This window comes from Ruegeria lacuscaerulensis, assembly GCF_013034745.1.
GTDB classification, from domain to species: domain Bacteria; phylum Pseudomonadota; class Alphaproteobacteria; order Rhodobacterales; family Rhodobacteraceae; genus Ruegeria; species Ruegeria lacuscaerulensis_B.
In genome coordinates, this window is record NZ_WQGP01000001.1 from 580,797 (window position 1) to 601,862 (window position 21,066).

Annotated in this window: 21 protein-coding genes; 7 read left to right on the plus strand and 14 right to left on the minus strand. The window is 58.8% G+C overall.

Going from position 1 to position 21,066, the window contains the following annotated elements:
- Positions 1-60: 60 nt before the first annotated feature.
- The 4 genes from GOV79_RS02885 to GOV79_RS02900 form a co-directional block, all read right to left on the minus strand.
- Positions 61-249: a ubiquinol-cytochrome c reductase iron-sulfur subunit N-terminal domain-containing protein gene (locus GOV79_RS02885; RefSeq protein ID WP_170352882.1), complete on the minus strand. Its 189-nt coding sequence runs from the start codon at positions 247-249 to the stop codon at positions 61-63.
- A 63-nt stretch (positions 250-312) separates the two neighbouring features.
- Positions 313-924, minus strand: a complete 612-nt coding sequence (locus tag GOV79_RS02890) for a TorD/DmsD family molecular chaperone (protein WP_170788523.1) — start codon at positions 922-924, stop codon at positions 313-315.
- A gap of 4 nt (positions 925-928) precedes the next feature.
- A complete protein-coding gene (locus GOV79_RS02895; protein WP_170788524.1) occupies positions 929-1,513 on the minus strand; it encodes a DUF3306 domain-containing protein in 585 nt (194 codons plus the stop codon).
- Positions 1,510-2,064, minus strand: a complete 555-nt coding sequence (locus GOV79_RS02900) for a DUF3305 domain-containing protein (RefSeq protein WP_170788525.1) — start codon at positions 2,062-2,064, stop codon at positions 1,510-1,512. Before GOV79_RS02900 ends, GOV79_RS02895 begins: the two co-directional genes overlap by 4 nt.
- A gap of 263 nt (positions 2,065-2,327) precedes the next feature.
- Between GOV79_RS02900 and GOV79_RS02905 the strand changes: the two genes are divergently transcribed.
- Entirely contained in the window at positions 2,328-4,280 is a 1,953-nt protein-coding gene (locus GOV79_RS02905; protein ID WP_170788526.1) for a 4Fe-4S binding protein, read from the plus strand.
- On the opposite strand, the gene GOV79_RS02910 is transcribed toward GOV79_RS02905, so the two are convergent.
- Positions 4,274-5,002: a c-type cytochrome gene (locus GOV79_RS02910; RefSeq protein WP_170784495.1), complete on the minus strand. Its 729-nt coding sequence runs from the start codon at positions 5,000-5,002 to the stop codon at positions 4,274-4,276. The genes GOV79_RS02905 and GOV79_RS02910 overlap by 7 nt on opposite strands.
- 109 nt (positions 5,003-5,111) lie before the next feature.
- Between GOV79_RS02910 and GOV79_RS02915 the strand changes: the two genes are divergently transcribed.
- Genes GOV79_RS02915 through GOV79_RS02925 form a run of 3 tightly spaced genes read left to right on the plus strand, consistent with a single transcriptional unit; the run spans position 5,112 to position 7,341 of the window.
- Positions 5,112-6,173 carry an Mrp/NBP35 family ATP-binding protein gene (locus tag GOV79_RS02915; protein ID WP_170788527.1) on the plus strand — a complete coding sequence of 354 codons (1,062 nt, stop codon included), beginning with the start codon at positions 5,112-5,114 and terminating at the stop codon, positions 6,171-6,173.
- On the plus strand, positions 6,170-6,859 hold the full coding sequence (locus tag GOV79_RS02920) for a biotin/lipoate--protein ligase family protein (protein WP_170788528.1): 690 nt from the start codon (positions 6,170-6,172) through the stop codon (positions 6,857-6,859). The genes GOV79_RS02915 and GOV79_RS02920 overlap by 4 nt, the downstream gene beginning before the upstream one ends.
- Before the next feature lie 2 nt (positions 6,860-6,861).
- On the plus strand, positions 6,862-7,341 hold the full coding sequence (locus GOV79_RS02925; protein ID WP_170788529.1) for a DUF6505 family protein: 480 nt from the start codon (positions 6,862-6,864) through the stop codon (positions 7,339-7,341).
- On the opposite strand, the gene GOV79_RS02930 is transcribed toward GOV79_RS02925, so the two are convergent.
- The 9 genes from GOV79_RS02930 to acs form a co-directional block, all read right to left on the minus strand.
- A complete protein-coding gene (locus tag GOV79_RS02930; protein WP_170788530.1) occupies positions 7,330-8,043 on the minus strand; it encodes a sulfotransferase family 2 domain-containing protein in 714 nt (237 codons plus the stop codon). The two genes, GOV79_RS02925 and GOV79_RS02930, sit on opposite strands and share 12 nt — an antisense overlap.
- Before the next feature lie 51 nt (positions 8,044-8,094).
- A complete protein-coding gene (locus GOV79_RS02935) occupies positions 8,095-8,595 on the minus strand; it encodes a flavin reductase family protein (protein WP_170788531.1) in 501 nt (166 codons plus the stop codon).
- Positions 8,596-8,684: 89 nt separating this feature from the next.
- Entirely contained in the window at positions 8,685-10,097 is a 1,413-nt protein-coding gene (locus GOV79_RS02940) for a 3'-5' exonuclease (RefSeq protein ID WP_170788532.1), read from the minus strand.
- A 1-nt stretch (position 10,098) separates the two neighbouring features.
- The gene (locus GOV79_RS02945; protein ID WP_170788533.1) at positions 10,099-10,617 is read right to left on the minus strand and encodes a hypothetical protein; all 519 of its coding nucleotides are present in this window, start codon (positions 10,615-10,617) and stop codon (positions 10,099-10,101) included.
- 25 nt (positions 10,618-10,642) lie between these two features.
- Positions 10,643-12,466 (minus strand): DUF294 nucleotidyltransferase-like domain-containing protein, encoded by a 1,824-nt coding sequence (locus tag GOV79_RS02950; protein ID WP_170788534.1) that lies wholly within the window; start codon positions 12,464-12,466, stop codon positions 10,643-10,645.
- Positions 12,467-12,577: 111 nt separating this feature from the next.
- A complete protein-coding gene (locus tag GOV79_RS02955; protein WP_170769492.1) occupies positions 12,578-14,362 on the minus strand; it encodes a sodium:solute symporter family protein in 1,785 nt (594 codons plus the stop codon).
- Positions 14,363-14,377: 15 nt separating this feature from the next.
- The gene (locus tag GOV79_RS02960) at positions 14,378-14,662 is read right to left on the minus strand and encodes a DUF4212 domain-containing protein (RefSeq protein WP_170769493.1); all 285 of its coding nucleotides are present in this window, start codon (positions 14,660-14,662) and stop codon (positions 14,378-14,380) included.
- Positions 14,663-14,847: 185 nt separating this feature from the next.
- Entirely contained in the window at positions 14,848-15,531 is a 684-nt protein-coding gene (locus tag GOV79_RS02965) for an adenylate kinase (RefSeq protein ID WP_170788535.1), read from the minus strand.
- Between the two features lie 7 nt (positions 15,532-15,538).
- Positions 15,539-17,503, minus strand: coding sequence for an acetate--CoA ligase (gene acs, locus GOV79_RS02970; RefSeq protein ID WP_170788536.1), 1,965 nt, complete (start codon positions 17,501-17,503; stop codon positions 15,539-15,541).
- A 429-nt stretch (positions 17,504-17,932) separates the two neighbouring features.
- On the opposite strand from acs, the gene GOV79_RS02975 reads away from it, so the two are divergent.
- The 3 genes from GOV79_RS02975 to GOV79_RS02985 all read left to right on the plus strand — a co-directional run bounded on the left by GOV79_RS02975 (position 17,933) and on the right by GOV79_RS02985 (position 21,046).
- On the plus strand, positions 17,933-18,949 hold the full coding sequence (locus tag GOV79_RS02975) for a C4-dicarboxylate TRAP transporter substrate-binding protein (RefSeq protein WP_170784515.1): 1,017 nt from the start codon (positions 17,933-17,935) through the stop codon (positions 18,947-18,949).
- A gap of 63 nt (positions 18,950-19,012) precedes the next feature.
- The gene (locus tag GOV79_RS02980; protein ID WP_170788537.1) at positions 19,013-19,642 is read left to right on the plus strand and encodes a TRAP transporter small permease subunit; all 630 of its coding nucleotides are present in this window, start codon (positions 19,013-19,015) and stop codon (positions 19,640-19,642) included.
- Positions 19,643-21,046, plus strand: a complete 1,404-nt coding sequence (locus GOV79_RS02985) for a TRAP transporter large permease (RefSeq protein ID WP_170784520.1) — start codon at positions 19,643-19,645, stop codon at positions 21,044-21,046.
- The last annotated feature ends 20 nt before the right edge of the window (positions 21,047-21,066 follow it).

Consider the following 21,066-nt stretch of genomic DNA (forward strand, 5'->3'; position numbering starts at 1 on the left):
TCGCAAAACCGACGTCAGGGCCAATCGCAACCGTCTGTCGGGTGGTGAAGGCGTCCGATCCTAGAACCGGGTGCTTTCCAGATATGCGCGCGTATGCGCAGTGTCCTGCATCCGGGTTTCGTCCGTGGGCAGCTCGGCTGCTTCGGCCTGTCCGGTCAGGCTGGCTGCGGCGACAGCAGCGGGTGCTGCGGTTCCGGCCAGTTTGAGGAAGTCGCGGCGCGTTGCGCCTTCTTCCTTGGTCTTGCTCATGGGTGTCTCCTTTCCCATTTGCAGTTTAACGCCCCGCAAGGGACGCTGGCGAATGACAACGTCTCACGCTGCCGACATTCGGAAAGCTTCGCGCTCGATTTCCATGAACACCCGACCGGCAGTGCCGACTGAGGCATAGAGGACCGAGTTCTCGGCGCCTTCCAAATCCGAATAGAAATGCGTGGCCCAAGGGCCGATATGTTTGTTCCAGAACGCTTTCTGGTCTTCCAAAGACGCAGGCGTGCCGAACCGACCGACGATCATCCCCGCCATCATCTCCATCAACGAGGCGATGTTGTCTTCGGGTTCATAGACGTTTTGCGCCCGGGTAATACCGCGCACAGCCATGTCATTGCGCAGCTGAGCCAATGGTTTCTCGTTCAGGAATCCGGTCAGGTAAAAGCTGGCATAGGGCAGAAGCTCTCCGCGTCCTAACCCAATGAACAGTGCGTTGAACTCACGTTCAGCAGCCGCAGGTTTGGTGACTTTGGCCACCCGAGCCATCGCCTGAATAGCCTGACCCAGATCACTGTCATCGCCGCTGAGGCCCACCATCTGGTCCAGAAGCATCTGATCTGGCGGACCGGCCAGCAGCAGGCCCAGAAAGTTGTAGAAATCCGCGCGCAGGCGATCCTCGGCCGAGACATCCATCTGTTGCGCTTCACTTGCGGTCATTCGGTTATCCTTCGAATTCAAATTTCATGCGGCGCGGGGCAGGGGCGGCTTCCGCCTCCTCTGGCGCGTTAGGTTCTATTTCCGCCACGAGAACGGGCTCTGGGTCGGGCAGGTCGATTTCTTCGGGTGCTGGCTGAGGTTCCTCGGCCTCGACCTCGATATCGGAATCTTCCGCCTCGGCTTCGGCCTTGGCGGCCAGCGCTTCGACATGAGCAAGCATACCCTTGCCGACCTGATAGGCGGTCTGAAGGTTTTCGATCACACAGGCCGCATCGGTGTAGTCCTCACCATAATCCACCAAGCCGTCTACATTGGCCAATACCGGGTTCAGTCGCCACAACCTGCGCAGGGCACGGCGGCGAAGACGATCGGGAACGGCTTTGGCCATAAAGCCCGAGACGTCATCGCCCGCTTGCAATTGATCGGGATCGGGGAGGTTGAGCTCGGCCAGAATCTCGGCGTCGGTCTTTTCCTCAAGCTCGGCGCGCTGGTCTGCGATCACCTGTTCTTCTGCTGCGATTACTTCTGCGTCAGCCTCGGCCTGAACGGCGGCTTTGCGGCGGGACCAGAAATCGCGGGCTTCGGTCATTGGATGATCCTCCGCGGGGCGCGGTAAACATCGGACGTTTGTCGGATGCGCGCATCGCCTTTGCCATCTTCGACCAGATCAGTGCGTTTCTTGTCGCGCTTGCGTTTGATAAAGACCTCATCGCGGTGATGTTCCAACGCAAAATCCCGCACCCAGGCGATCAACCCGTCGGTCATTGGAATTTTCTCGACAATTTCTTCACCGGTATCCGCGTAATCCTGCCCTTCATAGGGTGAGGCAGTAACCAGCACAGCATCCATCGGGCGCTGCCCGTCCAGCGCATCGCGCAGCACAAGGTAAATCGAAGGCGTGCCGTCGGACAGGTTGACCATATACGCCTCGGTCTCATCCGCCCACAACGTCAGGGGCAGGGTTGCTGCGTGGTATTCTACAGCCTCCCCTTCACGGCGCATCTCGTGCCAGTCCGCAGGACCGGCACCGGGCAAAACCGCGACGGCGCGCCAGTTCCATTTCGCCCAGCGAGTGACTCCGGGCGTTTTGCGCACGACGACGCCAATTGGCATTTCAATTTGATGAGCGGCCTTCGCCACGTATTCCTCCCCGGAAGGCTCTCCCCTGCCTTCCCCATGTCCACTATGGTACACAAAATGATCTTCTGCCAAGCCCAAGCACTACGACTTTAGTCGCATACGGTGATAGCGAGTTCGTGAGGGGCCTTGTTCCCCGGTAGAAAAACAGGGTTGTTTAGCGCGTCCGGGGGTTGGATTTGGCGTGTTTGCGATGGGGTTTACATTGCCGTCCCCTGAATACAGCCTACTGTGCTGTGAGATGGCGCGACATCCGGGGAGGGGATATGAGCACCAAACTACTATTATGCGACTGCGCGGGCACTCAGCGCGTGGACGCAGCCAAGATTGCGTCCGCTTGCGATGCGACATGTTCCAAGGTCCACACGGCGCTGTGTACGCGCGAATTGGAGACAGCTGCGAAGCTTATGCAGGACGGTGACGTGATTGTCGCCTGTGGGCAAGAGCAGGAAGTCTTTCGCAACCTGGCCGAAGAGCTTGGGGTCGAGGCCCCAGGTTTCGTCGATCTACGAGACCGCGCGGGATGGTCGGATGAAGGCGCTGATGCCGCCCCCAAGATGGCAGCGCTGGCTGCCGAGGCGCTGTTGCCGCAGCCGATCACGCCCAGCGTGGATGTCGTCAGCGAAGGCACGTGTTTTATCATCGGCCCCGGTGCAGTTGCGTTTGATCTGGCCGAGCGCCTGTCGTCGACCTTGGCCGTCACGGTCCTCAGCACCGACGATAGCGAGCCGATGTCGCGGGCCTACGATGTGGTGCGCGGGCGTGTTCGGTCGCTGACCGGTGCTTTGAGTGGATTTTCCCTGCGGCTGGATGCGCTGCAACAGTTAGAACCCGGCGGACGCGGAGCCTTTGCATGGTCGGAACCGCGCGACGGGGCGGGCTCATCCTGCGATATCGTTCTGGACCTGACCGGGGACACGCCTTTCGTGCAGGCCCCCGCCAAGCGCGAAGGGTATCTGAGGGCCGATCCCAAGGATACCGTCGCTGTGGAACGTCTGGCCTTTGAAGCGGCGCAACTGGTCGGCACCTTTGAAAAACCGCTTTATGTTCGGATGGAGGAAACTCTCTGCGCCCATTCCCGCGCCGAACAGGTAGGGTGTTCTAACTGCCTGGACATCTGCCCAACCGGTGCGATCACCTCTGCGGGCGAACACGTGTCAATCGACCCTATGATCTGCGCCGGATGCGGAGAATGCGCTGCGGTCTGCCCCTCGACAGCGATCACCTACGAAGACCCGCCGGTTGCAGCACTTTTGTCCCGGATGCACATTCTGGCGCGCACTTATCGACGGGCCGAGGGACAAGCGCCCCGGCTGCTGGTTCATGATGCCCACGGGGCTGAAATGATCCGACTGTCCGCCCGCTTTGGTCGTGGTCTGCCTGCCGACGTGATTCCATTGGAACTGAATGTGATCTCGGGCTTTGGCCATTCCGAAATGCTGGCTGCGCTGGCCCATGGATTTGCCCGTGTGGATGTGTTGCTGGCCCCCACGACCGAGCGTGACGCGCTGGATCGTGAACTGGCATTGGCTGAGGCCATTGCAGGTGCGGGGAAGCTCGGCTTGATTGATCAGGCCGATCCGGATGCCATGTCTGACGAACTCTATGCGCAGGACATCACCGCGCCTTTGGCCGATCCGGTGCTGCCCTTGGGAAATCGGCGTCAAATCGCGCGCTTGGCCGCGCAGGCGCTTAATCCTCAGGCCGATGCTCCGCTGCCATTGCCCGAAGATGCGCCTTACGGCGCGGTGGCCGTGAATACAGACAGTTGCACGCTGTGTCTGAGTTGCGTGTCGCTCTGCCCGTCGGGGGCGCTGATCGACAACCCGGATATGCCGCAGCTGAACTTCCAGCAGGATGCTTGTTTGCAATGCGGCATGTGCCGAACAATCTGCCCCGAGGACGCGATCACGCTGGTCCCGCAACTGGACCTGAGCGATGCCGCCTTGTCTCAGCAGGTGTTGAACGAGGAAGAGCCCTTTGCCTGTGTCGAATGCGGCGCGCTGTTCGGCGTTAAATCCACGGTCGAACGGATCATGGAGAAGCTGTCGGGCACGCATCCAATGTTCGCCACCTCGGAGCAGGCGCGGATGATCCAGATGTGCGACAATTGCCGAGTGAACGCGCAGTTTCAACATCAGGACAATCCGTTCCAATCCGCGCCGCGCCCGAAGGTGGTCACGACCGAGGACTACTTCTCAAAAAGGAAGGATCACTGAAGTTGCAGCGGAGCGCCCAGATCAGCGGCGCGAATGACCGAGACAAAGGCCAATATCGCATCCAGCTCGTCCAGCGTTATCTCGACCGGATGAATGGGCGAGGGGCGTTCCGGGTCGAAGGGCGGTGTCAGCCCGTCGATCTGGGTAAAGGCCGGATGCGGGTTCAGGGCAAAAAACGCCTCGAACCGTTCCGACCAGTCCGGCATCGCACGCAGTACGGCAAAGGATGGCGTCGAGCCCAGCCCGTTCATGCGGTTTTGTGGGCCGATCACGTGGCATCGCCCGCAATGGGTCATAGACAGTTCCTCGCCCAACAGGGCATCGCCGTCGATCACGGTTTCTTCCTGCACGGCGGCGATCTCGAACTCGGCCGAAAACGGCGTGCCATTGTCGGGGGCGAACCCTTCGACCGTGCGTTTGCCGATATCCGACAGCAGCCAGTCGCGGAACCGTTCGTGTTTGGTGTCGTCCCCGATGCGCAGGTGGTATATCACCCCATCGCGGGCAAAGACCGGATCACCGGGAGGGCCGCTTTCCAACACCAAAACGCCCGCGTCATCGGCAATAACCCGTATCCCGGTCTTGAGAGAAAAGCGGGGAAGAATATGTTGCAACAGGCCAGAGTCGGCAACTTCGGGCGGGGCAGTCAGCCCGAGCGCCTCTTGCGACCAAGAGGGGGTGGCGGTGAGCGTCAGGCTCAGGCACAAAAGGAGTACGCGCATGGGGTCAGCCTAGCGGCAGCGCCCCAATTGCGTCAAATAAACAGAATGAGACGGAGACACATGCAATGAACAGCAGCCACATGGTTGGGAAAATCAAAGGGTTACAGGCATGAGTGTTCGTGACGCGGTTCTGGCGAACCTCAAGAAGATCACTGATCCGGTGTCGGGTCAGGACATTGTCAGCGCTGGTATCGTGCGCGCGCTGAACGTCGAAGGCGACGCCGTACGCTTTGTGATGGAGATCGATCCTAAGCACGCCGACAAGATGGAGCCGGTGCGCGCCACGGCCGAGCAGGCCGCGCAGATGGTGGATGGCGTTGCCAAGGTTTCGGCCATGCTGACCGCGCATTCCGACAAGGCGCCGCCGGATCTGAAACCCAAGCCGAAACCGGCGCAAACCGGGCCTCAACCAGTGGCCGGTGTGGATCGGATCATCGCTGTTGCTTCGGGCAAGGGTGGGGTCGGCAAATCCACCGTATCTGCGAACCTTGCCTGCGCGCTGGCCGCTGAGGGACGGCGCGTGGGTCTGTTGGACGCGGATGTCTATGGCCCATCGCAGCCTCGGATGCTGGGCGTCTCGGGTCGTCCGGCCAGCCCCGATGGAAAGACGATCCTGCCGCTGCGCAACCACGGCGTTACCATGATGTCGATGGGGCTGATGACCAACGAAGGGCAGGCGGTTGTCTGGCGAGGTCCGATGTTGATGGGCGCGTTGCAGCAGATGATGAACCAGGTGCAGTGGGGCGCGCTGGATGTGCTGATCGTTGACCTTCCGCCCGGCACCGGTGATGTGCAACTTACACTGAGCCAAAAGTTCCAGGTAGACGGCGCAATCGTTGTCTCGACCCCGCAGGACGTCGCCTTGATCGATGCCCGCAAGGGGATCGACATGTTCAACCAGTTGAAAACGCCCATCGTCGGCATGATCGAGAACATGTCCACGCATATTTGCTCGAATTGCGGGCATGAGGAACATGTGTTCGGCCATGGCGGTGTGGCGTCCGAGGCTGAATCGCTGGGTGTTCCGCTGCTGGGGGAAATCCCTCTGCATCTGGACATTCGCGTGGCAGCGGACGGAGGCGCGCCCATCGTGGTCAGCAAACCCGACAGCCCGCAGGCCGACGCGTTCCGCAAAATCGCCCGCGACCTGATTGCTAAGGGCAGCGCATGACGGAACCCGTGTTCCCTCCGCTGCTTGTCGGCCACCCGGTGCAAGGCGGCGAGGATCCGTTTCAGCGCGCGCAAGCCATGGCCGCGTTGGGCTGCGACGCGGGAACGGTGGTCTACAACATTCAGGCGGACCGCCTGCGTGTGGCTATCGTCTTTGCACCTGAGGTTCCGCTTCAGGACGCGATGGCGATGCTGCCTCTGTGCGCCGTGGGCTTTCAAAACGCCCTTGGCGCCCTTGCACCGCCCGAGGTTGCGGTGCATCTGGACTGGGATGGTCCGATCTGTGTGAACGGGGCCAAGTGCGGGATGTTTCAGGTCGCGGCCTCGGCTGCCTTGCCCGAGGCCGAACCCGACTGGCTGATCGTGGGCTGGGAACTGGCGCTGATACAAACCAGCGAAGCGCCTGGCGAAAATCCAGATATCACAGCGCTTTATGACGAAGGCTGCGCCGAGGTATCGCCGACTCAACTGGTCGAAAGCTGGTCGCGGCACATGCTGACATGGCTCAACCGCTGGCAAGAAGACGGAAATGCGCCGCTACACGCCGAATGGATGGGGCTGCTACGCGGGGTGGGCGAACCCTATGACACAGGTGTCTTTCTGGGCGCCGACGAGCGGTTCGGAATGCTGATCCGCGACGGTGCCGAAACAACCCTGCGCCCCTTGACGGATCTACTGGAGAACTAAAGATGAAACTGGCCCGCGCGATCCATTTCGACGAAAGCGACATGAACGTATTTCATTCCCCGGCCCGCACGGGCGAGTGGTGTATCTCGGGCGGGTTCGAGTTTTCGAACTGGGGCGAGGGCGATCTTGAGGGCAAGGCCCGGCAGGCGTTCTCGAACGGTTGGTTGGGCGTTGAGACCTTTGGCCGGGTGACATTCGTGGCCGTGACGCAGGTGGAACCCTCCGAGATCGACCAGATTGCGCAGAACCTGGCCGAGCATTTCGTGCAGTTCTATGGCGCACCTTCGGTCGAAGCCGCCTTGGGCGTGGCGCAATCAGAGATCACCCATATGTCCGAGCTGTGCGAAGAACATGCGCCCAACACCCTGCTGACCGTTGCCCGTGAACTATCCGAGACCGGTGTGCATGAGGCTTTCCGCATCATCACCCCGCAGGAAACCCAGCTTGAGGCGTTGGCCGTACATGGCTCGCTAGACGACTGACAAATGCGGTTGCAGTCTAGGGTGCTGGGCCAGTTTCATCTGCGCATAGGACAAGTCATGCGGATCGGTGCTGTAACCTAACAAATCGAAATCCGGGCGAAACGCATTGATGACCATTTCTGTTAGTTCCGGGTCGTAGTACTCGGCGATTCTACGTGATCGCTTGGACTTGTTTTCATGGTCCAATGTCGCGTTTACGCCGATCTCGGAGCAAAAAGACCGGAAATCAGCGTTTAGGTTTTCCAAACGCCCAACAGTACCGACGATGCAGCGGTCCTGCGGGTCCAACACATACGACGATTGACAGTTTGGCGAACATTCGGTCCCACAATACTCAATAATAAACTCTCGAAAACTGATGTCCTTAATCGCGTTATGCAAGGGGTGAATATCGGTCTGCTGTATATAGCTGAACAACGAAATCTGGAGGTCGAACGGGTTCCGAACAAAGGCGAGCGAATGCATTTCCCAATATCTGTCACCCAAATGCTGGACGTAGTCTGTCGCCTTCGCATGGACTGGAAGAGGTTGGAATTTCGACTTTGGGTAAAGCCCGGTATTTAAAGTCCTCTTGTCGAGGCTTTTGAGCGACCGCTGAAGGGGATTTGGTCGGTCAAATTCTTTTCGCAACGCCCATGCAACCGAACTTCCGCCGGTTTTGGGGATGTGGACAAAGACGATTTTCTTCTTGCTTCCAATCATTGTACGGGGTTGTACGATATTAGATCGCGATAAGTGAATACATAAAATAAACTAAATCAGGTCAGCAAAACCGCCAAATTGACCGCGTTTGAAAATCAATCCTTTTCCGGTGCGATACATAACTTTTTCGACCTCTCCGATCAGGATCAGGTGGTCTCCGGCCTCGTACCGGGCGTGAAGTTGGCAGTCAAAGCGGGCAAGGCAATTCGACAGTTGCGGGCGGTTGGCGTGATCCGGCGCCCAATCCGCGTGGGAAAAATCCGCGCCGTCACGGGCGAATTTCAGCGCCTGATCCTGCTGATCTTGCGCCATAACGTGGATTGAATAGTGCTGGCAGTCATGAAACGCACCGAACCGGTTGGAATCCTTTGCCAGACACCACAACACCAAAGGCGGGTCCAGCGAGACCGAGGAGAACGAGTTCACCGTGATCGCACGTGGACCCAATTCGGTGTGGGTAGTAACGACTGTGACACCAGTTCCGAAACAGCCCAACGCCTCGCGGAAGGCGGTGCTTTGATCCGGGGTAGGGGTAAAGGTCGTTTCCGTCATTGCGCGCTCGTTCAGTGGCCGGGCCTCAGGTGCCACGACCCGGTGGGATTGTCCACGAAAAGCTGTGTTTAACCGATTTATTTTCCAGCTTAGTTCAGGTCTTCCAGCAAGCGCCCATGCTGACGCGTCGCCTCGATAACCGCACCGAACGTGTTCATGCCGCGCGCTTGTAACATGGGCAGCATACGAACCAGAGCCTCAGCCGTGGCGACGGCGTCGCCCAAGGCGGTGTGACGCAAAGCGTCCGGAATGGTGATATCCAGCCTCTCACACAGCGCGTCCAGTGTGTGTTTGTCGCTGGCCCCGAACAGCACGGCGGACAGCAAGACCGTGTCCAGAATGGGGTGATCCCATGCGACGCTCATCTGGTTGGCATGGCGGCGCAAAAAGGCCATGTCGAAGGGCGCATTGTGGGCCACGATCACGGCGTCCCGCGCGAATTGATGGAACACGCGGCCTGCCTCGGCAATCTTGGGCGCATCCTGGACCATGGCATTCGTCACTTTATGCACCTTGGTCGAGGCCGGCGGGATTGGCATCTCCGGATCAACCAGCATATCCAACTGTTCGCCTTCGATGATCCGACCATTCACCACCCGAACAGCGCCGATTTGCACGATCTCATCCTTGTGCGGCAATAGACCTGTGGTCTCGGTGTCGAAGACGACAAAACACAGGTCTCGCAGTTCCAGCGTCTCAAGCGCGCGGTTGGCTTCCGAGTTCATCAGTGCGAAATCATAGACCAGCGGGCGTGAGGCTTCGGGCGCGATATTGGCGACGCTGTCATCGAATATCAGCATGTATCCGGGCGCATCACCCAAGGGCTTCATGCGGGTCGCAAATGACTGGGTGCCGTCGGTGCTTGTCAGCGTGCAGCTGACCTCGATCCCAGTTTTGACCAGTTTGGCATAGGCATGTTCCAGCGGTTCAGGTTGAAAATATTCCGACAGTGCCGCGTTCAGGCGGGGATGTGAAATCTGAGCCAGAACCTCGGCCGCCTGTCCATCATAAAGAACGATCTTATGGGTCGGACTGGCCAGCAGCATGGCCACCGGGATATCAGTCAGCAAAGCGGTCAATCGTTGCTTTTCAGCGGCCAAATGTGCGGTTTCGGCGGCGACGGCTTCGGCCACACTCAGGGTCTTTTCTGAAAGCTGATCAGCTAGACCTGCAGCCGCAGGGGCCAGATCGCCCAGATAGCGCGCGGCCTGCATGTCCATGTCCGAGCTGACACCCGCATGAGCACGCGCCCGCAGTTCCGCTGACAGACGCTCGATCGGTTTGGCGACGTTGTCATCGAACAAAAGCCAGACGGCAACGATCAGTGCAACGAAGCCGAAACCCATGATGATTTCAGCAAAAATGAACGCGTTGATCAGGTCCGGGTCGGCCACGCGGCGGTAACTGATCCACAGTGCCAGTGCGCTGACGACTACTCCGCCAACGGCCAGCAGGCAGAAGAACAGGAAGATACGTAGGCGCAGGCTTAGCCGGGTCAGCATGTTACACTCCGCAGGTGGCCTCGATGATGGGGTCGTCGGTTGTGCCGGTGATCCAGTCGGCATTCACAAGCTGCCCATCAGCCCCGAACTCTGCCCCGTCGGCTAGATTGGCGCGCAGGTTTTGCGCGCAATCGACCGCAACAGGCAACTTGGACACGGGTGCCCAGCGGCCAAAGAAATAGAGGTCAACCAGCCGCTGTTCCGGCACTTGTTCGTTTGTGCGGACCGAGACGGTGTCAATCGCCGCAAACCGGTTCACGAAGGGTACCGCATAGGTCCAGGGACGGTATAGCGCGCGGCTTTCGACCTCTTGCACCACGGTCATCCCGTCGGGCAGTGTGTCTTTGGTGCGGTCGTACCACGAATACTCGCTCGAGATCGTCATTGCGATCATCCCAAGCCCTGCAGCGACCGGCGCGACCCATTTGGGCAGACGACCGCCGGTAAATTTGTTTATCACCATCACCACGCCGGCGAATGCAATGCCTGCAAAGATGGTGGCGATCAGTTCGAGGAACATTCTGTCTCTCCCATTTCCAGCCGGTTTACCCCAGCATTCCTTTTCCGTGGCCAACCGCTGATTGCATCGTTTTTATCACGACAAACGCGTCCCTTAGATGACTTCGCTCAAAGTCTGACAAGTCCGATGGCGGCAGGAAGTTATCCGGTTTCTTGTCGCCTTTCACAAGACGCACCTGATGTTCCAGCCTTGTTTCAGCGATCAGGTCATAGGCGTCCAGCAGATCCCGCGCGCCGGACGCACTGAGGATACCTGCCGATCCTGCCGCTTTCAGCCGCGCGCGGGTGTTGGCCTCCGGCAATTTGCCTTGCAGGCTGTAAATCCGCGCCAGATCAACCACTGGCACAACGCCGTTATGTTTTAAATCCAGCGTGTTGCGGTGCTCGCCCGACCGGATGGTGGCAAAGCCGCGTAGCAGGCCCAGAGGTGGTGTGTGTTTCAGTGAGTTCGAGATCATATGCGCCACGAAGATCGAGTTCGATCGCGCCGCAGCCAGCGTATCGGCTTGCAGGTCGTCGAACAGGTGGAAAGCGCCGCCGATAGGGCGCAGGTCGAACATGACCGAAGCCAGCATCTGCGCCTCAGGATCAGGCTTGGCGATCCAGCCCTTGAAATAATCGCGCCAGACGCGCACCGGCTGGCACCAGCGCGGGTTCGTCGCCATCATGTCGCCGGGGCAATAGAAATACCCACAAGTGTCCAGCCCATCTGAGACGAATTTGGCCAGCGCGTGGAAATAGGACATGTCCCCTTCGGACACGCTGTCATCCAGCATCAGGCAATTGTCTTGATCCGACACGCCTGTCTGTTCTTGTCGACCTTGCGATCCGCAAGCCAGCCACAGATAGGGCACGGGCGGGGGGCCAAGTTTGGCTTCCGCCAACAGTAACAATCGACGCGTCGCCGTATCCGCGATATCGGTGATCAGGCGTGTGACGATCTCATGTCGGTTCCCGGCGGCGACGAGCTGTACCAGAAGCTGCGGGATTTCATCGGTCACGTCAGCCATCTGCTGGGCGGTCTGCGCCGACGCGATCCGCCGGACCAACTCGGCAGAGTTGACGGCCTGATAATGGGTCAGGTCGGTCTGCGTCACTATACCGACCAGACGACCGCCTTCGGAAATCGGGATATGGCCAATGCCGCGCTCCATCATGATGTGCAGAACGTCTGACCCGATATCGGATGGGGACAGGGTGATGGGATCGGCGGTCATGATGGCTGAAATGGGGGTGTCGCCGGGCATCCCATCGGCCACGAACTTGCCCGAGATATCGCGCAACGTGGCGATCCCGCGCAGCGCGTCCCCCTCGGTCACGCAAAGTGATGAGATATGTTTGTCCCGCATCGCCTGCGCAGCTTCACGGACCAGTGTGTCCGGCGGGCAGGTGGCAGGGTTGTGTGCCATCAGCACGTCGATGGCGCTTGTCGCCAGACTTTGCGGGCCCTGGCGCGCATCACGGGTGCGGTTAAAGAACTTTGCGACAACCGAATGCTCGTCAATCAATGCGCGCACCAGATCAGACGGCAGAACCAACAGTACTGAAGGCGCGTGCGTTTTGGCCTTGGTGAGCGCCTTGCCGTCCTTCAACAGGCCCCGTTCGCCAAAGGAATTGCGCAATCCCAGATGAGAGACCACGGCGTCGTTCTCATCCTTGATCTCAACCTGTCCTTCGTAAATCACAAAGACGCCGGGCAGGGTATGGCCCAGCTCATAGATTGGAGAATCCTCTTCGACCTCCCAGACCTCGATCTGTTGCGCGACAGAATCCAGCAGGTCGTGGGGCAGGGCGTCATAGGGATGGACGGATTTCAGAAACCGGGTGATCTCGTCATGGGACAGGGGCATGGGCTACTCCTCGGTTTCGGGTTGAAAAATCCCGCCCGGTGGTGTGCCGGGCGGGAGTAGTCAGTCGAAAGACGCGGCCTTTGGCAATGGGCCAATGGGCCGCATCAGGGCTCAGTGATCCTGAGCTGCACCCGCGCCACGGGGAATGCGGATGCTTTCGACCATATCTTTGATCTCCTGCGGGGTCTCCTTGGTCGCGCCGGCTACAAAGTAGGCGACGGCAAAGTTGACCATGGCACCGATCGCGCCGAACGAGGTCGACTTGATCGGACCCAGCAGCGGGTCAGCATCGGTGAACGAGTTGGTGCCCGGAATGAACAGCCAGCCCTTGTGCAGGAAAATGTAGACCAAGGTGACGACCAGACCAGCCAGCATACCCGCGACCGCGCCGGTGTTGTTGATGCGGGTCGAGAAGATCCCCATCATCAGCGCCGGGAAGATCGAGGCCGCTGCAAGACCGAAGGCCAATGCCACCGTCTGCGCCGCGAAGCCCGGAGGGTTAAGACCCAGCCAGGTTGCCACGGCGATGGCGACTGCCATTGCGATCCGCGCCGACAGAAGCTCGCCTTTTTCCGAGATCTGCGGGTTGATCGCGCCCTTGATCAGGTCGTGAGACACAGCCGACGAGATTGCGAGCAGCAGGCCCGCAGCGGTCGACAGAGCAGCGGCAAGACCGCCGGCAGCGACCAGACCGATCACCCAACCTGGCAGGTTGGCGATCTCGGGGTTGGCCAGAACCAGGATGTCACGGTTGAACTTGGTCAGTTCGTTGCCCGCCCAGCCTTTTTCTTCTGCAATCGCGTTCAGAGCGTCCGACTTGTCATTGTAGTACTGGATTTTGCCGTCGCCGTTCTTGTCTTCCCAGTCCAGCAGACCGGTTTTCTGCCACGTGGCCATCCAGTCATAGCGCGCGTCATTGTCGATCTGTTCAACCGAAACAGCGCCACCTTCGATGCCACCATTCGGCCACATCATTTCACTGATGTTCAAACGGGCCATGGCACCAACAGCAGGAGCGGTCAGGTACAGCAGCGCGATGAAGACCAACGCCCAGCCAGCGGACCAACGTGCGTCAGACACTTTCGGTACGGTGAAGAAGCGCATGATGACGTGGGGCAGACCCGCAGTACCGATCATCAGCGACAGGGTGAACAGCACCATGTTCAGCGTGTTCGAGTGGTGGGTGGTGTATTCGTTGAAACCCAACTCGGTCACGATGGCATCCAGCTTGGTCAGCAGGGGCTCACCGCTTGCAGTGTCACCAAACAGACCCAGCGCCGGAACAGGCGTGCCGGTCAGTTGCAGCGAGATGAAGATTGCCGGGATGGTATAGGCAGTGATCAGAACGCAGTACTGAGCGACCTGAGTGTAGGTCACGCCTTTCATCCCACCAAACACCGCATATGCGAACACGACAGCTGCACCGATCAGCAGACCCGAGGTGTTGGAAACCTCAAGGAAGCGGCCAAAGGCCACGCCAACGCCGGTCATCTGGCCGATAACGTAGGTAACCGACGCAACGATCAGACAGATCACCGCAACGATACGGGCAGTCTGGCTGTAGAAGCGGTCGCCGATGAATTCCGAAACGGTGAACTTGCCGAACTTACGCAGGTATGGGGCAAGCAGCAGAGCCAGCAGCACGTAGCCACCGGTCCAACCCATCAGGAAGGTCGAGTTGTCATAGCCGGTGAAGGCAATCAGGCCTGCCATCGAGATGAACGAGGCTGCGGACATCCAGTCCGCCGCAGTCGCCATACCGTTGGTGACCGGGTGAACGCCGCGATTAGCGGCGTAGAATTCAGATGTGGACCCCGCTCGGGCCCAGATCGCGATGCCGATGTATAGCGCAAAGGACGCGCCAACAAACAGCAGGTTGATGGTAAACTGATCCATAATCCCCGCTCTCCCTTAGTCTTCTTCCACGCCGTGTTCGGCGTCCAGCTTGTTCATGCGCCAGGCGTAGTTGAAGATCAGCACCAAAAAGACCAGGATCGATCCCTGCTGGGCAAACCAAAAGCCCAGATCGGTGCCGCCAACCGAGATGCCGGACAGCAGCGGACGCAGCAGAATGCCGAATCCAAAAGACACCAGCGCCCAGATCGCGAGGCTGATGTAGATGAGACGCAGGTTGGCCTGCCAATAGCCCTTGTCGGCCTCGGCAGTCTGCGCGGAGTTTGTGGTGTTATCCGCCATTGCGGGTTCCTCCTTCGCTACCTCGTTGGCGGCCCGTTGCCCAACTCCTCCAGTGCGTTGGACCGCTTCTCGAATGTGCCAAACGCCCCGTGACGTCCGGCAAAACTTCTCTGGTCCGCCAAGGCGGGTCCATTGAAGTATTCTGTTTTAAGGATCAAAGCCCGGTTTGGGCTTATCTCCTCCCCTTAACTCATGACCCCGCGCACAAGCCCTTGCAGGTCGTTGGCGATGGCGTCGATTTGGCCCATGGCATCAATGCCTTGCAGCACACCTTGGGACCGGTAGTAGTCAATCAGCGGCGCCGTCTGCGCGTGATACGCGGACAGGCGCGACGCAACGGTTTCCGCGTTGTCATCCGCGCGACGCTTGAATTCGGTGCCGCCGCAATTGTCGCATTTGCCTTCAACAGCGGGCACTTTGAACGTGTCGTGATAGCCTTCTCCACACATGGCGCAGGTGTAACGGCCCGAAATGCGCGCGACCATTTCAGCGTCCTGAACCTCAAGACTAATCGCGGCGCTGATCTTTTGATCCGATGTGGCCAGCAGCCCATCCAGCGCCTTGGCCTGAACGGTGGTGCGGGGGAAACCATCAAGGATGACCCCTTTCTGGCAATCCGGCTTGGCCATTCGGTCGCGCAGGATGGCGATGACGATCTCGTCGCTGACCAGATCGCCCGCTTCCATAACGGCTTTGGCGGCTTTACCTGCCTCGGTGCCTGCGGCAACGGCCTCACGCAGCAGGTCGCCGGTGCTGAGCTGAACCAGACCGAATTTATCTTCCAGCATCCGGGCTTGCGTGCCCTTCCCGGCGCCCGGAGGGCCGAGAAGGATCAGAACAGCGGGGGTGGTGGTAACGGCAGCGTCCATCATTCCCTCACTTATTCGCCCGGTTTTCGATCAGGTCTTCGACGACCGACGGATCGGCCAGTGTCGAGGTGTCGCCAAGTGAGCCAAAGTCATTCTCGGCGATCTTGCGCAGGATTCGACGCATGATCTTGCCCGAGCGCGTCTTCGGCAGGCCCGGTGCCCATTGGATCACGTCTGGCGAAGCAATCGGCCCGATCTCGGTCCGCACCCAGGTGCGCAGCTCTTTCAGCAGCTCATCCGAAGGTTCACGATCATTCATCAAGGTGACGTAGCAATAGATGCCTTGCCCTTTGATTTCATGCGGGTAGCCGACCACGGCGGCCTCGGCCACGGCAGCATGTGCTACCAGTGCACTTTCGACCTCGGCCGTGCCCATACGGTGGCCCGAGACGTTGATCACGTCATCGACGCGGCCTGTGATCCAGTAATCGCCGTCTTCATCCCGACGACAACCGTCGCCGGTGAAGTAGTAGCCTTTGTAATCCGAGAAATAGGTCTTCTCGAACCGTTCATGGTCGCCCCAGACGGTGCGCATCTGACCGGGCCAGCTGTCCTTGATGCATAAAACACCCTCAACGCCGTTGCCGTTGATTTCGACACCGGATTGCGGATCCAGCACCACGGGCTGCACGCCAAAGAAGGGTTTCATCGCCGAGCCGGGCTTGGTCGCATGTGCGCCGGGCAGGGGGGTCATCATGTGGCCGCCGGTTTCGGTCTGCCACCAAGTGTCTACGATGGGGCATCTGCCCTTGCCGACAACATCATTGTACCAGTTCCACGCCTCTGGGTTGATTGGTTCACCCACAGTGCCCAGCAGACGCAGATCGCCGAGGTCGTGCTTTTCAACGAACTCATTGCCCTGACCCATCAGGGCACGGATCGCAGTAGGGGCGGTGTAGAACTGATTGACCTTGTGCTTGGCGCACACCTCCCAGAAACGACCGGCGTCGGGATAGGTGGGCACGCCTTCGAACATCAGCGTCGTCGCACCGTTGGCCAGCGGGCCATATACGATATAGCTGTGGCCCGTGACCCAGCCCACATCCGCCGTACACCAATAGATGTCGCCCTCGTGGTAGTCGAACGTGACCTCATGAGTCAGCGCGGCATAGACAAGATAGCCGCCGGTTGTATGCACGACGCCCTTGGGCTGACCGGTCGACCCGGAGGTGTAGAGGATGAACAGAGGATCCTCGGCATTCATCTCAGCCGGGGCGCAATAATCGTCTGCCTCAAGCGCCATTTCGTTGTAATCATAGTCGCGATCGGCAATCCAAGTGGTTTGACCATTGGTGCGCTTGACGACCAGACATTTGACGGTGTCCTTGCAATGCAGCAATGCCGCATCTGCATTGGATTTCAGAGGGGTTTTGCGGCCACCGCGCGGGGCTTCATCCGCGGTGATGACAACCTTGGCGTCGCACCCATTGATCCGCGCTGCCAATGCGTCCGGAGAAAATCCCGCAAAAACAATCGAGTGGATGGCGCCAATACGGGCGCAGGCCAACATGGCATAGGCTGCTTCGGGGATCATCGGCAGGTAGATGACAACGCGGTCGCCTTTGCGCACGCCCAAGGATTCCAGAATGTTGGCCATCCGGCAGGTGCGGCGGTGCAACTCGGCATAGGTGATGTGCTGAGCCGCGTCGTTTGGATCATCCGGTTCCCAGATGATGGCGGTCTGATCGCCGCGTGTTTCAAGATGGCGATCCAGGCAGTTGGCCGAAACGTTCAGCGTACCATCAGCATACCAGTTGATGCCAACCGAACCGAAATCATAGCTGACATCCTTGACCTGCGTGAACGGTTTGATCCAGTCGACACGCTTTCCCTGCTCGCCCCAAAAGGCGACAGGGTCGTTGACGGAGGCTGCGTACATCTCGGAATATTTGTCAGCATCGACATGTGCACGCGCAACGGTTTCTGCAGTTGGCGGATAAGCTTTGGCATCTGCCTGGGCAGCGGTTGTCATTCTGAGGCTCCTCCCTCTAGGACTGAAATTGACGGGCTCGATTTTGCCTGCTGATTTGGCAATGTCGACCCGCATCCTCCCCGTACCGAATAATACGGAGAACTGAAAACAAGGGAATAAATTACAGAAAACTAAGGATTAGTTTGTAAATAAATTTCTTGATTCCTGTCAAATTAGAAAACAAATTTATAAAATGGATGAAAAATAAAATAGAAACATATAGTTGATTGTAACAAGTGAAAAGCGTGACAGCTGGCTTCTGATCCATAGGCAATAGGTATTTGAAACTCATCTTTTAGTTGTTAGCGCCAAACGGAACCGAGGAACACGGGCACGCGTCCCGCTCTGGGGGTTGGCACTTTAAGATGTTGGCGCTAGCTTTGCTTGCAAGCGCCCTGGGGAAGGGGCGCAAAAAAGGGAGAGATCACAATGAAAAAGATGCTGAGCGGTGCGGCTGTTGCCGCTTTGACCGTCGCCTTCGTGTCTGAGGCCGCAGCAACCGAATGGAGCGCTTCGGTCTGGGGTAAACGCCGCGCCTTTACTGAGCACGTTGAAAAACTGGCCGAGTTGGTCAGTGAAAAGACTAATGGCGAGTTCACCATCAATGTCAGCTATGGCGGCCTGTCCAAACCGCGCGAGAATCTCGATGGGATTGAGATCGGCGCGTTCGAGATGGCGCAATTCTGCGCGGGCTATCATCGCGACAAGAACCGGGCCATCACAGTGCTGGAGCTACCGTTCCTCGGGGTGAACAACCTGGAAGAAGAGGTGGCCGTCAGCCACGCTGTTTACGATCACCCGGCGGTGAAAGATGAGATGGCTCAGTGGAACGCGCGTATCATCATGACCTCGCCCATGCCGCAGTATAATCTGGTCGGCACCGGCGATCCGCGTGACAAGTTGGCTGATTTCGACGGCATGCGTGTGCGTGCGACCGGTGGTCTGGGTCAGGCATTCGAAGCGGTCGGAGGTGTCCCGACCTCGGTTCCCGCGACCGAGGCGTTCAATGCGATGGAATCGGGCGTTGTCGACACCGTGGCCTTTGCCCAACATGCTCACCTGTCTTTCGGCACCATAAACGAGGCTGATTGGTGGACCGCAAACCTCAACCCCGGCACAGTCAACTGCCCGGTGGTAGTAAATATCGACGCCTATGAAGCCCTACCGGCCGAACATCGAGAGGCACTGGACAGTTCGATTGATGAGGCGATTGATCATTACCTCGCCAACTATGGTGGCCTGCTGGAACAGTGGGACAGCGTCCTATCCGAGAAGGGCGTCGCAAAGGTCGAAATCGACGATGCGGTGATCGAAGAGTTCCGTACCAAGGCGGCAGATCCGATCCGCGAGCAGTGGATAGCGGACATGTCGGCCCAAGGTCTGCCTGCGCAGGACCTCTATGATCTCGTTCAGGCCACGCTGAAACAACAGCGCGGCGGCAACTGATCGTATCGTCCGGGTGCCTCATCGGCGCCCGGACACCCATAAAGACAATAGGGGATCACCGGCATGGCAGGACAGGCCACGGTGCTTGAGGATGGCAGTCGTCTCAGCCGTCTGGATCATCAATTATTGCGATTGGAACGATTCCTTGCCCTGATCAGTGGGATAGCTGTATTTGGGCTGATGGTTTTGGCCGTGGTATCGGTTAGCGGGCGTAACGCGTTCAACGCACCTTTGCCTGGCTATGTGGACTGGATCGAACAGGCCATGCCACTGATCGCGTTCCTTGGCATTTCCTTTGTCCAGCGGGATGGCGGGCACATCCGAATGGATATCGTCATCTCGCGCCTGCACGGGCGGGCGCTGTGGCTGTTCGAACTGATCTCGGTCGTATTGATCCTTGTTCTGATGCTAGCCCTTGTCTGGGGCAGCTGGTCCCATTTCGACCGCTCGTTCGACTTTGGCGCACCGTTGTGGAGCCGTGACAGCTCAATCGACATCGGTATTCCGCTCTGGCCTGCCAAACTGTTGGCTCCGGTTGCTTTCTCGGTGCTTTGCTTGCGGCTGATCCTGCAAATCTGGGGTTATGGCCGCGCCTTTGTCTTAGGGCTGGAGAAACCAGTGGCCGTGCCGCTGATACAGGATGTCGCCGCCCAGGCGGCTGCCGAGGCCGAGCAATTCGAAGGGCAGGACTAGATGGACACGATTGATATCGGCCTGTGGGTCACAGGCGGCCTTCTGGTTCTGGTCGTCACTGGGATGCGCGTGGCCTTTGCGGCAGGTTTGGCAGGTCTGGTTGGGCTGGTCTGGATTTTCTGGGCCAAGTTCGGCTATGATCCCGACCGCTTTGGCAAAGCACTGACCGTGGCTGTCAAAACGGCGGGGCAGGTGCCTCATTCCAAGGTTGCGGCCCATACGCTCAGCCTGATCCCGACCTTTATCCTGATTGGCTATCTTGCCTACTATGCAGGTCTGACCCGAGCGCTATTTGAAGCTGCCAAACGCTGGGTCGCCTGGGTGCCCGGCGGGTTGGCGGTGTCCACCGTCTTCGCCACGGCTGGCTTTGCGGCAGTGTCGGGCGCTTCGGTCGCCACTTCTGCCGTGTTTGCGCGCATCGCCATCCCCGAGATGCTGAAGGTCGGATACAATAAACAATTCGCGGCCGGCGTAGTCGCTGCTGGCGGAACGCTGGCCTCGCTGATCCCGCCATCTGCGATTCTGGTGATCTATGCGATCATCGTTGAACAGGATGTCGGCAAACTGCTGTTGGCCGGTTTCATCCCCGGCGCATTTTCAGCGGTCATTTACGGTCTGCTGATCGTTGGCATCGCCGTGATCTTCAAATCAGTTGGTCCACCCGTTACTGGGTTCACTTGGAAGCAGCGCTTTGCGGCACTGCCCGGTGCGTTCCCAATCGTCGCCGTGATCCTCATCATCATCTGCTTCGTCTACAACCCTTTTGGCGACAAGGCCTGGGGCACCCCCACCGAAGGCGGCGCGATCGGAGCCTTTATCGTCTTTTGTTTTGCGCTGTTTCACGGAATGCGCTGGACCGAGCTGAAATCGGCCCTGCTGGAAACAGCAAAGCTGACGGCCATGATCTTCTCGATCATCTGGGGGGTTCTGATCTATGTTCGGTTCCTCGGGTTCGCGGATCTGCCCGGGGCATTCTCGGACTGGATCACATCGCTTGAGATGTCGCCAATGCTGATCCTGATCTGCATCCTGCTGGCTTACGCGGTTCTGGGCATGTTCATGGACGCCATCGGGATGCTGCTGCTGACGTTACCGGTGGTCTACCCCGCAGTAATGGCCTTGAATGGCGGTGAAACCGTCAGCGCGGCTGAAAGCGCCTTTGGGATGTCTGGCCCGATGTGCGCCATCTGGTTCGGTATTCTTGTGGTGAAAATGGCCGAGTTCTGCCTGATAACCCCACCCATTGGGCTCAACTGCTTTGTGGTTGCAGGAGTCCGCCCGGACCTGAGCGTTCAGGATGTTTTCAAAGGCGTGACACCGTTTTTCATCGCAGACGCCGTCACCATCGCGTTGTTGGTGGCGTTCCCTGGTATCGTGCTCTATCTGCCGTCCTTGGCTGGGTAGCAGGTAATTTGCGAGGCTCT

What these genes read in the sequence shown, in the direction of transcription:
- GOV79_RS02985 (WP_170784520.1), top strand. Translation starts at nt 19,643, where the DNA reads ATGGACACGATTGATATCGGCCTGTGGGTCACAGGCGGCCTTCTGGTT.
- GOV79_RS02920 (WP_170788528.1), top strand. Translation starts at nt 6,170, where the DNA reads ATGACGGAACCCGTGTTCCCTCCGCTGCTTGTCGGCCACCCGGTGCAA.
- GOV79_RS02910 (WP_170784495.1), bottom strand. Translation starts at nt 5,002, where the DNA reads ATGCGCGTACTCCTTTTGTGCCTGAGCCTGACGCTCACCGCCACCCCC.
- GOV79_RS02890 (WP_170788523.1), bottom strand. Translation starts at nt 924, where the DNA reads ATGACCGCAAGTGAAGCGCAACAGATGGATGTCTCGGCCGAGGATCGC.
- GOV79_RS02940 (WP_170788532.1), bottom strand. Translation starts at nt 10,097, where the DNA reads ATGCTGACCCGGCTAAGCCTGCGCCTACGTATCTTCCTGTTCTTCTGC.
- GOV79_RS02960 (WP_170769493.1), bottom strand. Translation starts at nt 14,662, where the DNA reads ATGGCGGATAACACCACAAACTCCGCGCAGACTGCCGAGGCCGACAAG.
- GOV79_RS02895 (WP_170788524.1), bottom strand. Translation starts at nt 1,513, where the DNA reads ATGACCGAAGCCCGCGATTTCTGGTCCCGCCGCAAAGCCGCCGTTCAG.
- GOV79_RS02955 (WP_170769492.1), bottom strand. Translation starts at nt 14,362, where the DNA reads ATGGATCAGTTTACCATCAACCTGCTGTTTGTTGGCGCGTCCTTTGCG.
- GOV79_RS02925 (WP_170788529.1), top strand. Translation starts at nt 6,862, where the DNA reads ATGAAACTGGCCCGCGCGATCCATTTCGACGAAAGCGACATGAACGTA.
- GOV79_RS02965 (WP_170788535.1), bottom strand. Translation starts at nt 15,531, where the DNA reads ATGGACGCTGCCGTTACCACCACCCCCGCTGTTCTGATCCTTCTCGGC.
- GOV79_RS02930 (WP_170788530.1), bottom strand. Translation starts at nt 8,043, where the DNA reads ATGATTGGAAGCAAGAAGAAAATCGTCTTTGTCCACATCCCCAAAACC.
- GOV79_RS02945 (WP_170788533.1), bottom strand. Translation starts at nt 10,617, where the DNA reads ATGTTCCTCGAACTGATCGCCACCATCTTTGCAGGCATTGCATTCGCC.
- GOV79_RS02975 (WP_170784515.1), top strand. Translation starts at nt 17,933, where the DNA reads ATGAAAAAGATGCTGAGCGGTGCGGCTGTTGCCGCTTTGACCGTCGCC.
- GOV79_RS02950 (WP_170788534.1), bottom strand. Translation starts at nt 12,466, where the DNA reads ATGCCCCTGTCCCATGACGAGATCACCCGGTTTCTGAAATCCGTCCAT.
- GOV79_RS02905 (WP_170788526.1), top strand. Translation starts at nt 2,328, where the DNA reads ATGAGCACCAAACTACTATTATGCGACTGCGCGGGCACTCAGCGCGTG.
- acs (WP_170788536.1), bottom strand. Translation starts at nt 17,503, where the DNA reads ATGACAACCGCTGCCCAGGCAGATGCCAAAGCTTATCCGCCAACTGCA.
- GOV79_RS02885 (WP_170352882.1), bottom strand. Translation starts at nt 249, where the DNA reads ATGAGCAAGACCAAGGAAGAAGGCGCAACGCGCCGCGACTTCCTCAAA.
- GOV79_RS02980 (WP_170788537.1), top strand. Translation starts at nt 19,013, where the DNA reads ATGGCAGGACAGGCCACGGTGCTTGAGGATGGCAGTCGTCTCAGCCGT.
- GOV79_RS02915 (WP_170788527.1), top strand. Translation starts at nt 5,112, where the DNA reads ATGAGTGTTCGTGACGCGGTTCTGGCGAACCTCAAGAAGATCACTGAT.
- GOV79_RS02935 (WP_170788531.1), bottom strand. Translation starts at nt 8,595, where the DNA reads ATGACGGAAACGACCTTTACCCCTACCCCGGATCAAAGCACCGCCTTC.